Origin of the sequence: Micromonospora sp. ANENR4 (genome assembly GCF_015354395.1) — a bacterium.
GTDB classification, from domain to species: Bacteria; Actinomycetota; Actinomycetes; order Mycobacteriales; family Micromonosporaceae; genus Micromonospora; species Micromonospora aurantiaca.
In genome coordinates, this window is sequence record NZ_JADKYQ010000023.1 from 49,361 (window position 1) to 64,853 (window position 15,493).

Below are 15,493 nucleotides of genomic sequence, written 5' to 3' on the forward strand. Positions count from 1 at the left end.
GCGGTGGGAAGGCTGGTCCGGACTATGGGACCAGAGTCACGGAGTCGGAGGGCTTCGCCACGCCCGGTAGCCGAGGCGTCAGTTCCGCCCGGGTCACCGCGGGCACGATCGCCAGTCCGACCAGGATGAAGATCGCCGCGGCCGGGTACCAGCCCCAGCCGCCGGTGCTCACGCCGAGCGCGGTCAGCCCGGCCGGAGCGATCAGGAACTGCAACTGGGAGCCGAGCCCGAACGCGCCGACGTACGCGCCGCGCTGGGCGGCGGGCGGTAGCGTGGCGGTGAGTCCCCAGGCGCCCGCCGACTCGATCAGCTCCGCCAGGATGAGCAGCGTCGCGGCGGCCACCAGCGCGACCACGGTGAGCGCTCCCCGGGTCGCGCCGGAAATCGGCAGGACCAGGCAGAACAGGGCGATCAGAACCGCGCCCCGACGGGACGCCCGGGCCGCGCCCGCCGCGTCGTCCGCGCCCCGGCTGGCGCGTACCTGGAACAGCACGATCAGCACGGTGTTGAGCAGCACCAGCGCGGCGATGATCGTCTTCGGCGCGTCGGTGTGGGTGAGGATCCACAGCGGCATCACCGTCAGGTAGAGCGTCTGGTGCGCGGTGAGCAGCCCGGAGAGCAGCGCGACGGTCATGAACGGCCGGTCCCGCAGCACCGCCAGCCGGCTCATCGGCTCGGCCGTGCGGGTCACCTCCGGCAGCCGGGGCAGCCGGCGGACGAAACCGGCGGTCACCAGGAAGACCGCGGCGATGAACCAGACCATCCCGCGGTACGCCCAGATCGTGTCGACGGCCAGCACCAGGCCGCTGATCAGCGCGCCGATCCCGAAGCCGACGTTCAGCGAGGAGCGCTGGTAGGCCATCGCGGTGACCCGTTCCTCCGGGCGCAGCACGTTTATCGAGTAGACCTGGCGGGCCACGCCGGTCGCCGCGCCCGTCACGGCCAGCGCGATCACCACCGCGAGGAACCCGGCGAAGCCGCCGACGAACGGGTACGCCGCGAACAGCGCCGCGTCCAGCAACAGGCAGACGATCCACACCCGCTGCGGCCCGTACCGGTCGGTGAGCCCGCCCAGCGGCACGGTGCCGAGCAGGGACGCGCCGGCGGCGAGGGAGAGGCCGAGACCCACCTGGGCCGGACTCAGCCCGAGCGCCCGGGTGAAGAAGACGGCGCTGCCCGCCTGGAACAGTCCGGTGCCGACGGCGTAGACCATCGCCTGCACGGCCAGGACGCGGGTCAGCCCGGCCGGCGGTACGACGTCGCGGACGGCGGTGCGGATGCTCTCTCTGGCTCCCATGACCGATGAGCAGATCGTGCCCCCCACGTGCCGGTCGAGCCTTTTAGGCTGAGCCGAATCGGGGGGTGCGCATGTCCGAGTTGCGGTTCACGCCGGCCGACGTCGCGGGCGTCCGGTTCGGTGTGTCGCCGGCCAACGAGACGGTCATGAGCATGTGGGCGCTCGCCGCTCCGGCCCGCTATCCGGTGCACCTGCCGTGGATCGACCGGGCCCGGGCGACGCTGCGCCGCCCGGAGGTGGCCGAGCGCGTCGCTCCGCTGGTGCATCTCACCCTGCCGCGCCGCTGGCTGCCCGACTTCCTCACCCCGGCGGCCCGCCCGGGGGTGGAGATGGACGGCCAGCTCGACCAGATCGCCGCGACGCCGCCCGACGTGGTGGTCCGGGACCTGCTGGCGACCACGCCGAGCGGGCCGCTGCGCCCGTTCGGGCGGGCGTTGCTCGCCGACCCGGCCGAGCTGTTGCCGCGGATCGTCGAGGCGATGCGGGTCTGGTACGACGAGGCGATCGCCCCGGACTGGCCGCGGATGCGGGCGGTGCTCGACGCCGACGTCGCGTATCGAGCGGCCCAGCTCGCCGAGGGCGGGACGGGGAAGCTGTTCGAGCGGCTCCACCCCGACCTGCGGTGGCTCGGCGACCGGGTGGTCAGCGACGACCCGTTCGAGCGGGACTTCGACCTGCGGGGGCGAGGGCTGGCGTTGAACCCGAGCGTGTTCAGCCGCCAGCGGGTGCTGTGGAACCTGCTGGAGGACTCGTTGCCCGCCGCGGCGTACCCGGTGCGGGCGGTCGGGACGCTGTGGGAACGCGGACCTGAACCGGCCGGCGACGCGCTCGCCCGGGTGGTCGGCGGCGGCCGGGCCGCCCTGCTGAACCTGCTCGACGCGGCGACGACCACCACGGACCTCGCCCGGCTCACCGGGCTGTCCGCCGGGAACGTGTCCCAGCACCTCTCCGCGCTGCACGCCGCCGGTCTGGTCACCCGGTCCCGGGCCGGGCGGCACGTGCTCTACCGCAACAGCGAGGTGGGTGCCGCGTTGCTCCGCGCGGCGCGGGGCTGCTGAGCGGGACGCGTCAGGGCGTGCCGGGGCTCGGGGCGTCCCGGCTGACCGGCTCGCCGTCGGTCACCGCGCCGGCCAGCTCGACGGTGCCCGGCGCGGCGCCGGGCTCGCCGGTCAGCGTCAGCGTGCCGAACCCGGCCCGTACCGCCGCCGGTGTGCCGTCCTCCCGGAAGCAGTAGATACCCACGTCGAGCGGCGCGTTCAGCGACGCCGAGGTGCTGTCGACCGTGTAGCACGGGCCGCCGGTGCCGGGCAGCGGCTCGGCGGGGGAGACCGCGAGCGGCGCGCGCCTGTCGGTCAGCACCTCCAGCCAGTCGGTGAACGGGTGCTGTACCCGGGGGTCGAGCCGGCGCGGCACGGCGTCGTCGGCGTCGCCGAGGCGCACGCAGGTCGCCGCCTGGGTCCAGCCGGCCGAGGGCAGCGCGCACTGGAACAGCCCGTCCGAGGTGCCGGCGAGCGAGACGTCCACCGTGCCGGCGTGTCCCCAGCCGGGCACGTCGACCCGCCAGCTGCCGTCGTTGGCGCTGGTGAAGGCAACCGTGCGGGGGGAGCCTTCGGTGGGCGCGAACGCGTACGTGGCGGTGAGGTGCCGGTCCTGCGCCGCGGCGGCCAGCCCGGCCAGTTCCTCGCGGGCGGCGTCGACCTGCACCGGGACCGGGTCGGCGGTGCCGGTGGGCGCCGCCTCGGGAGTGCCGCCGTCGCAGGCGGCCAGCAGTACCGGCAGGGTGAGTGCGACCACGCCGGTCAGGCGGGCCGCACGTCGATGAGCGTGCACCGGCTCATTCTGCGTCGTGGACACGGCTCCGGTCAGCCCACCGTACGGCTGTACCGCTTGGCGTGTCGCGTCCTTCCGGGCTGGTGAGCCGCCCCACGCCGGGGCCGGATGGTGGGATCACCCGACCCGGCGTCGCGGGCCGCCCGATAGGCTGAGGCGGTCTGACACGCGCCGCCGGACCGAGAGCGCCGGCGGCGTCGGCACGCTCAGGGTCGTCGCTGGGAGGGAGTGCACCGTCGTGGCACTCGTGGTGCAGAAGTACGGCGGGTCCTCCGTCGCCAACGCCGAGCGGATCAAGCGGGTGGCCGAGCGCATCGTGGCCGCGCGCAAGGCCGGCGACGACGTGGTGGTGGTGGTGTCCGCCATGGGTGACACCACCGACGAGCTGCTCGACCTGGCCAACCAGGTCAGCCCGCTGCCGCCGGGCCGCGAGCTGGACATGCTGCTCACCGCCGGGGAGCGGATCTCCATGGCGCTGCTCGCCATGGCCATCCACAACCTGGGGTACGAAGCCCGCTCGTTCACCGGTTCCCAGGCCGGCGTGATCACCACCTCGGTGCACGGCCGGGCCCGGATCATCGACGTGACCCCGGGGCGGCTCAAGGGCGCGCTGGACGAGGGCGCGGTGGTCATCGTGGCCGGCTTCCAGGGCGTCTCGCAGGACACCAAGGACGTGACCACGCTCGGGCGGGGCGGCTCGGACACCACCGCAGTGGCGCTCGCCGCCGCGCTGGAGGCGGACGTCTGCGAGATCTACACCGACGTGGACGGCATCTTCACCGCCGACCCGCGCATCGTGCCGAACGCCCGGCACATCAAGCAGATCACCTACGAGGAGATGCTGGAGCTGGCCGCCTGCGGCGCGAAGGTGCTGCACCTGCGCAGCGTCGAGTACGCGCGGCGCGCGGGCTTGCCGATCCACGTCCGTTCGTCATACTCGACCAACACCGGCACGATGGTCACCGGATCGATGGAGGACCTTCCTGTGGAACAGGCACTGATCACCGGGGTCGCCCACGACCGCAGCGAAGCGAAGATCACGATCGTCGGCGTGCCCGACGAGCCGGGCGCCGCCGCGGCGATCTTCGACACCGTGGCCGGCGCGGAGATCAACATCGACATGATCGTGCAGAACGTGTCCACCGAGGGCACCGGTCGCACGGACATCTCGTTCACGCTGCCCAAGGCCGACGGCCCGACCGCGATGACCGCGCTCAGCAAGATCCAGGAGTCGGTCAAGTTCAAGGGCCTGCTGTACGACGACCACGTCGGCAAGGTCTCGCTGATCGGCGCGGGCATGCGCTCGCACCCGGGCGTGGCCGCCGGCTTCTTCGCCGCCCTCGGCGCGGCCGGCGTGAACATCGAGATGATCTCCACGTCGGAGATCCGGGTCTCCGTGGTCTGCCGCGACACCGACCTGGACAAGGCGGTCCGCGCCATCCACGACGCCTTCGAGCTGGGTGGTGACACCGAAGCCGTCGTCTACGCCGGCACCGGGCGGTAACGCGCCGTGGCGTCGCTGCCCACCCTCGCCGTGGTCGGGGCGACAGGTGCCGTCGGTACGGTGATGTGCCAGATCCTCTCCTCCCGGCGCAACGTGTGGGGCGAGATCCGGCTGCTCGCCTCCGAGCGGTCGGCCGGCCGGCGCATGCAGTGCCGGGGCGAGGAACTGACCGTCCAGGCGCTCACCGCCGACGCGCTCGACGGCGTCGACGTGGCGATGTTCGACGTGCCGGACGACGTCTCCGCGCAGTGGGCCCCGGTCGCCGCCGCGCGCGGCGCGGTGGTGGTGGACAACTCCGGCGCGTTCCGGATGGACCGCGACGTCCCGCTCGTGGTCCCCGAGATCAACCCCGAGCAGGTACGCAACCGGCCCAAGGGGATCATCGCCAACGCCAACTGCACCACGCTGGCGATGATCGTGGCGGTCGCGCCGCTGCACCGCGAGTACGGCCTGCGCGAGCTGGTGCTCGCGTCGTACCAGGCGGTCTCCGGGGCGGGGCAGGCCGGTGTGGACGCGCTGCACCTCCAGCTCGGCAAGATCGCCGGCGATCGGGTGCTCGGTTCCCGGGCCGGTGACGTGCGACAGGCGGTCGGTGACGAGCTGGGTCCGTTCCCGGCGCCGCTGGCGCTCAACGTCGTCCCGTGGGCGGGCTCGCTGGCGGACGGCGGCTGGTCGTCGGAGGAGATGAAGCTGCGCAACGAGTCGCGCAAGATCCTCGGGCTGCCCGACCTCAAGGTGTCCGCCACCTGCGTACGGGTACCGGTGGTGACCGGTCACTCGGTCGCCGTGCACGCGGTCTTCGCCACCGAGGTGGACGCCGAGGGTGCCCGCGAGGTGCTGCGCAACGCGCCGGGCGTGATCCTGGTCGACGACCCGGCGGCCGGGGAGTTCCCGATGCCGATCGACGCGGTCGGCACCGACCCGTCGTGGGTGGGCCGCATCCGCCGAGCGGTCGACGACCCGAGAGCCCTCGACCTGTTCGTGACCGGCGACAACCTCCGCAAGGGCGCCGCCCTCAACACCGCCCAGATAGCCGAACTCCTGGCCAAGGACCTGACCCGCCCATAAAGCCCCGCCCCCGCCCCCGCCCCCGCGCCTCCGCGCCGCGCCCGCCCAGAGCCCGTCGATCATGAAGTTGACGGCAATCACCGCCCGATTTGTCACCGCCAACTCCATGATCGACGGCTGGGAGAGGGGGGAGGCGGGGAGAGGGCGGGGTGGGTCAGGCGGCGGAGAGGTGGACTCCGTCTCGGCCGTGGCGCTTCACCGCGTAGAGGGCCTGGTCGGCTCGGTGCAGGGTGCGCTCGGGGGACTCGCCGGGTCGCGGCAGGGCGACGCCGACGCTGATCGTCCGGCCGGTACGGCGGGCCGCCTCGGTGAGCCGTTCGGCGATCCGGACCGCCTCCTCCGGGCGGCTCACCTCGATCACCGCCACGAACTCGTCGCCGCCGGTCCGGTACAGCTCGTCGCCCTGGCGCAACGCGCCCTCCAGGGCCCGGGCCAGCCCCACCAGCAGCCGGTCGCCGGCCTGGTGGCCGTACGTGTCGTTGACGTCCTTGAACCCGTCCACGTCGATCGCCAGCAGCGCGGTACGCCCCGGCGTCGCGGTGGCGATCCGCTGCCCGAACGGGCCGGTGTGCCGCAGGCCGGTGAGCGGGTCCGAGCTGGCCTCCTCGCGCAGCCGGGCGAGCGTACGCAGCCGGTCCAGGCAGGTCCACGCCTGCCCGGCGAGCAGCTCGATCAGGTTGACAGTGGTCGGGTCGGGTCGCAGGCGCTGCTCGTCGGCCACGAGCAGCACCCCACCGGAGGCCGGTGTGCCGACCGGCACCGCCACCAGCGTGCGCGCGCCGGCCCGGGTCAGCGGCAGGTACTCGTCGGTGGGCGGGTGGCCCGCCTCGCCCAGCGTGTACGCCGAGCCGTACCGGTGGGCCCGGTCGATCATGCGGTCCAGCGCTACCGGTCCGGCCTCGTCCAGCTCGGCCCGGATCCGTGCCTCCAGGTCGCCCGGGGTGCCGGTGGGCGCGCCGAGGCGCGGGCCGCGCCGGCCGGTGAGCACCAGCACGGCGGCGGAGAGCGCCGACACGTCCCGGGCCGCGGCGAGCGCGGCGGTCATCAGGTCCCAGTCGGTCGGCGCGGCGGTGAACGCGGCGGCGTGCCGGAGCAGCTTCTCGCTGCGGCTCTCGGCCGGCGGCCCGCCGAGCGCGGCGAGCCGCCCGCCGAGGCGGTCGGCCACCAGTTCTGCTGTCTCCCGCCACGCCGCGAGCACGACCGGCTCGCTCCACTGGAGGTCGAGCACCCCGATCGGACGGCCGTCCGGGTCGCGTACCGGCACGCAGAGTTCGGCGGTGACGTCCGGGCGGACCTCGAGGTAGTCGGGGTCGGCGCCGACGTCGGGCACGGCGGCGGTGATCCCGGAGGCGTAGACCCGCCGCACCACAGAGGGTTCGGGCCGGTGGCGGCCCGGCGGGGCGCCGTCGGCGGTGGCCGGCACGTGCGAGAAGACCTGCCAGGCACCGGTCGCGGCGACGCAGCGCAGACGGTCGTGGACGCGCAGCAGGACGGTGGCGGTCGCCGGGGTGTGCCGGGCGAGCGCGGCGACGGTCCACTGGCACGCCTCCGGGACGGTCGACGCCGTGGGGAGGCGCACCGTGACGTCGCGGAGGACTCGCTCGTGGTCCACGTCGTTCCTGCTCGGAGGGGGTCGGGTCGCGATCAAGCGTACTCAGCGCAACCGCCACCGACCTTCGTACACATGTGCTATCCACAGGCTGTGGACGCAGCCTGTGGGCAGAATCGGGCCTGCGCGGGGAGGCCGCGCGGCGATAGCGTGAAGGCCCGGGCACCCGAGGAGGCGGCCGATGCTCATCGCCCAGCTCAGCGACCCGCACGTGACCACCGGCCCGCTCGCGGCCGACCCGGCGTCCGGGCTGCACCGGGCGCTCGGCACGGTGCTCGCGCTGCGGCCCCGGCCCGACTGCGTGGTGATCACCGGTGATCTCACCGCCAACGGCCGCCCGGACGAATACCTCGCCCTGCGCGAGATCGTCGGCGCGTTCCCGCTGCCTGTGCACCTGGTGACCGGCAACCACGACGACCGCGAGTCGCTGCTCGACACGTTCGGCGGCACCCCCTACCTGGCCGGTGGCTTCTCGGCGCACTACCACGTCGACCTGCCGGACGCGACGCTCGTGGTGCTCGACTCGCTCACCCCGGGCAGCCCCGGCGGGCGGCTCGGCGACGAGCAGCTCGCCTGGCTGGACGGGGTGCTCGCCGGGCGCACCGACGCGCCCGCCGTCGTGTGCCTGCACCATCCGCCGGTCGCCGTGGGCGTGCCGGGCATGGACGCGATGGGCCTCGCCGACGCCGACGCGCTCGCCGCCGTGGTCGGCCGTCACCCCCATGTCGTACGCGTCGCCGCGGGTCACCTGCACCGTCAGGTGACGAGCGCGTTCGCCGGTACGGTGCTGACCACCGCGCCGAGCACCTGGATCCAGGTGAGCCTCAGCATGACCGAGGAGGAGGAGCCGGGGTTCGTCGCCGAGCCCACAGCCTTCCTGCTGCACCTGATCGCCGGCGGCGGCTGCGTGACGCACACCGTCCAGGTCAGCCACGCCGCCGGGCGCACCTGCTGGTTCTGAGTCGCGCCGCCGATGCTCTGGTACGTCGCGTACGGCTCGAACCTGTACGCCGCGCGGCTCGACTGGTATCTGCGTGGCGGGTGTCCACCGGGCGGGCTGCGCACGTACCCCGGCTGCCGGGACCGCCGGCCGCCACGCCGGACGGTTCCGGTGCTGATTGACGGCGGCGTCTACTTCGCCGGCGAGTCGCGGGCCTGGACCGGCGGCATGGCGTTCTACGACCCGCTGTTGCCCGGGCGGGCGGCGGCGCGCGGCTACCTGGTGACAGTCGAGCAGTTCGCGGACATCGCCGCGCAGGAGATGTACCGGCCGCCCGGCGCCGACCTGGCCGGGATCCTCGCGGCGGTCGAGACCGGGCGGGCGAGGCTCGGGCCGGGCCGCTACGAGACGCTGCTGCGCGTCGGCGTCCACGAGGGCCTGCCGATACTCACGTTCACCGCGCCGCACCGGGCGGTGGAGGTGCGGTGGACCCGCCCCGCGCCGATCTATCTCGGAATGCTGGCGCGCGGGCTGCGCGAGGCGCACGGCTGGGACGCCGCGCAGACCGTCGGCTACCTGGCGGGCCGGCCGGGGGTCGCCGGGCGGTGGACCCGGCCGGCGTTGCGCACGTTGGTCGCCGCCGCTCACAGCGGGTTTCCAACCGGCACGCCCGGCAGTGAGTCGAGTTCGGACAGTTCGCTCGATATGCCGGGCCGTCGTACATGAACGACCGTTCGGTCCGCGATGGGTGTCCGGCAGGAGGTGATTCCGGCAAGGACGGTTGCCAGCGCAACGAATTCCGCGTGACATGAGCGTCGGCGCCGGCTCCCTGTCCCTGGGAGCCGGCGCCTTCGACGGCGGCGGGCACCGGCAGCGTGCGCCGCGCGGAATTTCACCTGACCGTCATGTCCGACTCGTCCGGCAGACCGGTACGGGCCGCCCGAGGCAGCGACGATTCCTGATGCCACCCCGTTCGACCTGGCGGCCGGTGGATGAGAAGCTACCCCGGCGGGGCGGCGTTCCCCCGAGTACCGCCCTCCGCGATCGACACCTGTCACGGCACGGACCAGGGTCGCCGGGCGCACCATCGCCCGGACGCCACATACCGGCATCTCACGAGGAGTTCCATGTCCGTCACCGGGATGCGACGCCGGGCCGCCGTCGGCCTGGCCGCACTCGCCGCGACCGCGTTCACCGCTGTCGCCGTCACCCCCGACCAGGCCGAGGCCCGCCCGAAGCCGGTCGACGTCCAGTTGCTCGCGATCAACGACTTCCACGGCAACCTGGAGCCGCCGACCGGTTCCAGCGGCAGCATCGACGGCCAACTGGCCGGTGGCGCGGAATACCTGGCCAGCCACCTGAAGTCGATGCGCGCCGAGGCCAAGAAGCAGGGCAAGGGCACCGTCACCGTCGCCGCCGGTGACCTGATCGGCGCCTCGCCGCTGCTGTCCGCCGCGTTCCACGACGAGCCCACCATCGAGGAGATGAACCTCGCCGGGCTGGAGTTCGCGAGCGTCGGCAACCACGAGTTCGACGAGGGCGCGGCCGAGCTGCTGCGCATGCAGCGCGGCGGCTGCCACCCGGTGGACGGCTGCGCCGACGGCACCCCGTTCGGCGGCGCCAAGTTCTCGTACCTCTCGGCGAACGCCTTCAAGACCTCCACCGGCCTGCCGCTGATGCAGCCGTTCGGCATCAAGATCGTCAAGGGTGTCCCGATCGGCTTCATCGGGATGACCCTTGAGGGCACCCCGAACATCGTCAGCCAGCAGGGCGTCGCCGGGCTGCGGTTCACCGACGAGGCCGACACCGCCAACAAGTACGCCAAGATCCTGCGCCTGCTCGGGGTCAAGAGCATCGTCGTGCTGCTGCACGAGGGCGGCGTGCAGAACGGCGGCGGCATCAACGACTGCACCGGCTTCAGCGGCCCGATCGTCGACATCGCCAACCGGATGGACCCGTCCATCGACGTGATCGTCAGCGGGCACACCCACGCCGCGTACAACTGCAACATCAACAACAAGCTGGTCACCAGCGCCAGCTCGTTCGGCCGCCTGGTCACCCAGATCGACCTGAAGATCGACCCGCGTACCCGCGACGTGGTGAGCGCATCCGCCAACAACGTGGTGGTCACCCGGGACGTCAAGCCGGACCAGCCCTCGACCGACCTGATCAACCGGTACAAGACCGCGCTCGGCCCGGTGGCCGACCGGGTCGTCGGCGAGACCACCGCCGCGATCACCAAGACCCAGGAGAACCTGTACCAGACCGGGGTCGACGTCAACGGCAAGCCGACGTACCAGACCGGTGAGTCGCCGCTGGGCAACGTGATCGCCGACGCGCAACTCGCCGCCACCGACACCGAGCAGAACGCGGTCGCCGCGTTCATGAACCCCGGTGGCGTCCGCGCCGACCTCGACGCCGGCCCGGTCACCTACGCCGAGGCGTTCACCGTGCAGCCGTTCGCCAACAACCTGGTGACGCTCGACCTGACCGGCGCGCAGCTCTACTGCATGCTGGAGCAGCAGTTCACGGTGGCGCGCGTGCTCTACGCGTCCTCGACCGTCAACTACGTCGTCGACGTCAACGGCACCACCGCGCCGGCCGGCACCCCGTGCGCCGGCACCCGCGTGGTCCGGGGCAGCCTCACCATCAACGGCACCCCGGTGACTGACACCGCCACCTACCGGGTCACCGTGAACAACTTCCTCGCCGGTGGCGGCGACGGCTTCAGCGTCCTGACCGGCGGCACCAACGCGGTGACCGGCCAGATCGACCTGGACGCCTTCACCGCGTACCTGACCGAGAAGTCGCCGGTCTCCCCGCCGGCGCTGGACCGGATCCGCACGACCACCGAGGTCGCGGCCGGCTGACGGCCGACCGCACCGCCGACGGGCCCCGGAGCGTTCGCTCCGGGGCCCGTTCGCGTGTCAGCCGACCCGGGCCGGCTCGGGTGCCTCGGTGGCCGTCAGGCGGCCGTCCTGTGCGGCGGTGAGCAGCGGACGCAGCGACAGCGCGAGCACCGAGGCGGCCAGGCAGCCGCCCACCACCACAGCCACCCAGACCCGGCCGTTCGCCGCGCCGATCAGCGGGCCGGCGGTGACCGGGCCGACCACACCGCTGATTCCGAAGATCATCGAGCTCATCGCGTTGTACCGGCCGCGAAGCTCGTCGGTGGCGAGCGCGTTGGTGAGCGCGGGCATGACCGGCGACAGCATCGTCTCGCCGAACCCGAAGATCGCCGAGCAGGCCACCACGCCGAGCGCCGCGAGCACCGCGTTGCCGCTGCCCACCACCCCCGCCGCGCCGAGCACCAGCCACGCGCCGGCGAAGACAGCGCCGACGGTGGCGAGTGCACGGGTACGGCTGCGCCCCTCCAGCCGCCGGATCACCAGCAACTGGGAGAGCACGATCATCACGGTGTTCGCGGCCAGCGCCCACGCCACCACCCGGGGCGTCACCTCGACCACCCGGACCGAGTACGCCGCGAAGCCCACCTCGATCTGCGCGTACCCGCAGGTGGTGAGCACCAGGCCGAAGACGACCAGGCGGCGGAACGGCCGGTCCCGCAGCACCGTGAGGTAGCCGCCGGTCCTCCGGTCGTCAGCCTTCGCGCCGGCGGCCACGGCCGGAAGGCGTCCGACGTGCGGCAGCGTGAGCAGGATCAGCGCGGGGGTCAGGTAGCTCACCGCGTCCAGCAGGTAGATCACCTCGAAGGTGAACGGACGGGCCACGTCGACCACCGCGCCGGAGATCAGGCCGCCGGTGCCGATACCAAGGTTGAGCAGCGCGAAGTTGAGCCCGAAGACGCGCTGCCGCTCGCCGTCGTCGGTCAGCGAGGCGAGGATCGTGTTCTGCCCGGCCCAGATCGCCGAGCTGCCGACGGCGATCAGCGTCATCACGCCGAACGCCGACGCGGTCGAGTCGACGAGCGCCAGCGAGCCGGTGCCGATCGCCTCGATCACCAGGCAGGGCAGCACCACCCGGCGCGCGCCGAACCGGTCGATGAACGTGCCGGCCAGCGGCGAGAGAGCCAGCGTGACAGCGCCGAACCAGCCGATCACCAACCCGGCCCGGGTGTCGGTCAGGCCGCGTACGTCGGTGAGGTAGATGAACAGGAACGGCAGGGTGAGGCCGCGCCCGACAGCGGAGAACAACGTGCCGAGCAGGATCCGGCGGGCTTCGGGACGGGCGGGCAGGGCGCGGCGCAGCATGGCAGGGATTCTGTTCGGCGGGTACGACGACCGCGACCCGTTTACCCCTTACACACGCGGTCGCCGGGCCGGAGGGTGAGCGAGCACACGTGCTCTGCCATGCTGACCCGGTGACGACGACCTGGCGGCACCTGCCCGCTCCGGCCCGCGAGATCGCCGAGACGGCCACCGACGCGGTGAGCGCCGCGCAGGCCCACGACGCCGAGGCGTACGCCCCGGCCGTCGAGCGGCTGGCCGCCGCCGACCGGTCCGGGCTGGTGCTCGGCGGCGTGGTCCGGCTGCTGCTGGAGGAGGGGCACCCGGACGGGCTGGACGGCGACGACGTACGGCAGGTGCTCGAGCAGTGCGTCCGGTCGGCGGCGACCTGGTGGCCCGACGTCGACCCGCACGTGCTGCTGGTGCTGCTGGCCGGAGCGCTCGGCGTCTACGACCCGGGTGACGACGAGAACCCGCCCGACCCGGCGGCGATCGCCCGGCACGCGCCGCTGCTGGTGGCCGACCTGCTGTCGGTCAACGGGCGGCCGTTCGCCGAGTACCTGACGGCCGCGTTTGCCGAGGTGGCGCGGACGGAGATGCACGACTGACGGTCCTTGTCGGCGCGCGGCCCGGCGGTGGGCCCGCTCACGGGCTGGCGGCCAGGAAGACGAACGCGGCGAGCAGCACCAGGTGCACGCCGCCCTGGAGCACAGTCGCCCGGCCCGGCACGACGGTGAGCACCGCCGTCACCGCGGTCAGCGCCAGCAACGTCATCTGGGTGCCGCCCAGGCCCAGCACCAGCGGCCCGTCCAGCCAGATCGAGGCGATCGCGATGGCCGGGATGGTCAGGCCGATGCTGGCCATCGCCGAGCCGAGCGCGAGGTTGAGGCTGATCTGCACCCGGTCCCGCCGGGCCGCCCGGGCCGCGGCGAGCGTCTCCGGCAGCAGCACCAGCAGCGCGATGACCACACCGACGAACGCCTGCGGCAGGTTCGCCGCGCTGACCGCCGTCTCGATCGCCGGGGAGATCGTCTTCGCGTCGCCGACCACCGCGACGAGCGCCACCACCAGCAGCGCCAGGCTGGCCAGCGCGGTACGGGTGGACGGCGGCTCGGCGTGCCCGTCGCCGGTCCTGTCCTCGGCGAGGATGCTGCCCTCCTGCGTGACCGGGAGGAAGTAGTCGCGGTGCCGACCGGTCTGCACCATGACGAACAGCAGGTAGAGCGCGAGCGAGGCGACCGCCGCGAAGGCGAGCTGCGCGGGGGAGAACTCCGGGCCCGGCCGGCTCGTGGTGAACGTCGGCACCACCATGCTGAGCGTGGCGAGCGTGGCCACCGTGGCGAGCGCCCCGCCGGTGCCCTCCGGATTGAAGACCGCCACCTTTCGCCGCAGCGCGCCGAGTAGCAGCGACAGGCCGAGGATGCCGTTACAGGTGATCATGACGGCGGCGAAGACGGTGTCCCGCGCGAGCGCCTGCGTCTTGTCGCCACCGCTGATCATCAGTGTGACGATCAGACCGACTTCGATCACGGTGACCGCCACCGCGAGCACGAGTGACCCGTACGGTTCACCGACCTTGTGGGCGACCACCTCGGCGTGGTGGACAGCCGCCAGTACGGCCGCCGCGAGCAGGCCCGCCACCACGAAGATGAGCGGGCCGGGCAGCTCCCGTCCCCAGGTCATCACGAGCACGAGCACGGCGACCAGGGGCGCGACGGTGGTCCAATCGGTCAGGCGGGATCGGATCATCGGCGGCATGCGCATACTTTGCCAGGCAGCGGGGTCAACCGCGCGTGGCGGGGTGGCTTCGGGCAGTCCTGTGGATCTATTCGATCGACGCCGGTTGCCCCAGGTGGGTGGGCAGGTCACGGAGGTTCGCGATCACCGGTCCGATCCAGCCCGGATCGGTGTCCTGGTGTTCGGTGGTCCGGAGCACCGTCATGCCGGCCGCCGCCGCACCGGCCAGCTCGCCGTCCGCGCCGTCGCCCACGTACACGCAGTCGGCCGGCGCGACGCCCAGCCGCTGCGCGGCGGCGCGGTAGATCGCCGGATCCGGCTTCGCCAGCCCGGCCTCGCAGGAGAACACCGTGACGTCGAACCGCCGTGCGAGCGGGCCGCCCGGCCACACCTCGGCCGTCTCCGAGGTGGCGTTGCTGATCAGGGCCAGCCGGTGCCCGCGCTGCCGCAGCGCGTCGAGCACGTCCAGGGTTTCGGCCGGGACGCGGCCCAGCACCCGGTGGGCGAGCGCCAGCCGGTGCGCGGCGGCGCGGGCCACCTGCTCATCCGTGGGCGAACCACCGAGGCGCCCGGCGAGGATGCGGACGGTCTCCGCCGCGTTCCAGCGGACGAGGCGGTCCCGCCAGGTCGCGTGGTACGCGGCGACGAGCGCCGCCGGATCCACCCCGACGACGAGCGCCATCTCGCCGACCACCCGGTCCCGCTCGTCATCGGCGCCGTGGACCAGGGTGTGGAAGAGGTCGAAGACGACCGGCCGTGGCATGGCGGGATCCTACTGCGACGGTGACCGGTGCCGGGGAAACGCGGAGGGCACATCCGAAGCCCTTGATGCCACTGACCGCTGTTGCCGGTTGTCATCCTGTGCCCCTCAGCTCGGAGACCACTCAATCTGTTGTCACGTGTCGCGCTGACGCGGTACGTGCGGTGCCTTCTCGCTGCCTCCGCGAGTGGGCGCCAGGGATCGAAGTACAGATCCGGCATGTGACGACCCGGCTGCGCCTCACTTCCACCACCCTCGTGGGGTAGGAGCTTTGCCCTCCACCGTCTGGCTGGCTTGCAGTCGGGCCAACTCGGTCAACGCCCTTGCAGTCTGTGCCTGCGCCGCTGCCTTGGCCATCTCAACCCATACCCGCGCCAACGCGAGGTCTGCATGTGCGAGTGTTGCATATGCCGTCATTTCTTCAGGTTTGTCCACGCCTGGATGGACGTGGGATCGTCGATCATCGACGGCTTGCGCGCGAGCCCAGGCGTCGGTCAGGTACTTGCCGATCTTCTCCTCGAAGTCTTCATCGGAGATCACGTACTGCTCCATTCCTCGTAG

Annotated in this window: 14 protein-coding genes; 7 read left to right on the forward strand and 7 right to left on the reverse strand. The window is 72.8% G+C overall.

Features of this window, described 5'->3' with window-relative positions:
• Positions 1 to 22 precede the first annotated feature (22 nt).
• Entirely contained in the window at positions 23 to 1,297 is a 1,275-nt protein-coding gene (locus IRY44_RS28925) for an MFS transporter (RefSeq protein ID WP_194803316.1), read from the reverse strand.
• Positions 1,298 to 1,368: 71 nt separating this feature from the next.
• On the opposite strand from IRY44_RS28925, the gene IRY44_RS28930 reads away from it, so the two are divergent.
• Entirely contained in the window at positions 1,369 to 2,355 is a 987-nt protein-coding gene (locus IRY44_RS28930) for a DUF5937 family protein (RefSeq protein ID WP_194803317.1), read from the forward strand.
• 10 nt (positions 2,356 to 2,365) lie between these two features.
• Here IRY44_RS28930 and IRY44_RS28935 read toward each other — a convergent pair whose 3' ends face one another.
• The gene (locus IRY44_RS28935; protein ID WP_370585034.1) at positions 2,366 to 3,127 is read right to left on the reverse strand and encodes a hypothetical protein; all 762 of its coding nucleotides are present in this window, start codon (positions 3,125 to 3,127) and stop codon (positions 2,366 to 2,368) included.
• 238 nt (positions 3,128 to 3,365) lie between these two features.
• Here IRY44_RS28935 and IRY44_RS28940 point away from each other — a divergent pair, with 238 nt between their 5' ends.
• Positions 3,366 to 4,631: an aspartate kinase gene (locus IRY44_RS28940; RefSeq protein ID WP_091330618.1), complete on the forward strand. Its 1,266-nt coding sequence runs from the start codon at positions 3,366 to 3,368 to the stop codon at positions 4,629 to 4,631.
• A 6-nt stretch (positions 4,632 to 4,637) separates the two neighbouring features.
• Positions 4,638 to 5,699, forward strand: coding sequence for an aspartate-semialdehyde dehydrogenase (locus tag IRY44_RS28945; protein WP_194803318.1), 1,062 nt, complete (start codon positions 4,638 to 4,640; stop codon positions 5,697 to 5,699).
• 154 nt (positions 5,700 to 5,853) lie between these two features.
• On the opposite strand, the gene IRY44_RS28950 is transcribed toward IRY44_RS28945, so the two are convergent.
• Positions 5,854 to 7,311 (reverse strand): diguanylate cyclase domain-containing protein, encoded by a 1,458-nt coding sequence (locus IRY44_RS28950; protein WP_194803319.1) that lies wholly within the window; start codon positions 7,309 to 7,311, stop codon positions 5,854 to 5,856.
• A gap of 178 nt (positions 7,312 to 7,489) precedes the next feature.
• Between IRY44_RS28950 and IRY44_RS28955 the strand changes: the two genes are divergently transcribed.
• The 3 genes from IRY44_RS28955 (at position 7,490) to IRY44_RS28965 (ending at position 11,118) form a co-directional block, all read left to right on the forward strand.
• A complete protein-coding gene (locus IRY44_RS28955; RefSeq protein WP_194803320.1) occupies positions 7,490 to 8,269 on the forward strand; it encodes a phosphodiesterase in 780 nt (259 codons plus the stop codon).
• A gap of 12 nt (positions 8,270 to 8,281) precedes the next feature.
• The gene (locus IRY44_RS28960; RefSeq protein WP_194803321.1) at positions 8,282 to 8,974 is read left to right on the forward strand and encodes a histone deacetylase; all 693 of its coding nucleotides are present in this window, start codon (positions 8,282 to 8,284) and stop codon (positions 8,972 to 8,974) included.
• A gap of 401 nt (positions 8,975 to 9,375) precedes the next feature.
• Positions 9,376 to 11,118: a bifunctional UDP-sugar hydrolase/5'-nucleotidase gene (locus IRY44_RS28965; RefSeq protein ID WP_194803322.1), complete on the forward strand. Its 1,743-nt coding sequence runs from the start codon at positions 9,376 to 9,378 to the stop codon at positions 11,116 to 11,118.
• A gap of 57 nt (positions 11,119 to 11,175) precedes the next feature.
• On the opposite strand, the gene IRY44_RS28970 is transcribed toward IRY44_RS28965, so the two are convergent.
• Positions 11,176 to 12,459 carry an MFS transporter gene (locus tag IRY44_RS28970; RefSeq protein ID WP_194803323.1) on the reverse strand — a complete coding sequence of 428 codons (1,284 nt, stop codon included), beginning with the start codon at positions 12,457 to 12,459 and terminating at the stop codon, positions 11,176 to 11,178.
• Positions 12,460 to 12,569: 110 nt separating this feature from the next.
• Here IRY44_RS28970 and IRY44_RS28975 point away from each other — a divergent pair, with 110 nt between their 5' ends.
• Positions 12,570 to 13,043, forward strand: coding sequence for a hypothetical protein (locus tag IRY44_RS28975; RefSeq protein ID WP_269697788.1), 474 nt, complete (start codon positions 12,570 to 12,572; stop codon positions 13,041 to 13,043).
• A gap of 37 nt (positions 13,044 to 13,080) precedes the next feature.
• On the opposite strand, the gene IRY44_RS28980 is transcribed toward IRY44_RS28975, so the two are convergent.
• The 3 genes from IRY44_RS28980 to IRY44_RS28990 form a co-directional block, all read right to left on the reverse strand.
• Positions 13,081 to 14,184, reverse strand: a complete 1,104-nt coding sequence (locus tag IRY44_RS28980; RefSeq protein ID WP_228533023.1) for a calcium:proton antiporter — start codon at positions 14,182 to 14,184, stop codon at positions 13,081 to 13,083.
• Between the two features lie 76 nt (positions 14,185 to 14,260).
• Positions 14,261 to 14,935, reverse strand: a complete 675-nt coding sequence (locus tag IRY44_RS28985; RefSeq protein ID WP_194803326.1) for an HAD family hydrolase — start codon at positions 14,933 to 14,935, stop codon at positions 14,261 to 14,263.
• Between the two features lie 237 nt (positions 14,936 to 15,172).
• Positions 15,173 to 15,493: hypothetical protein (locus tag IRY44_RS28990; protein WP_228533024.1), on the reverse strand; the 321-nt coding region annotated here is incomplete at its 5' end.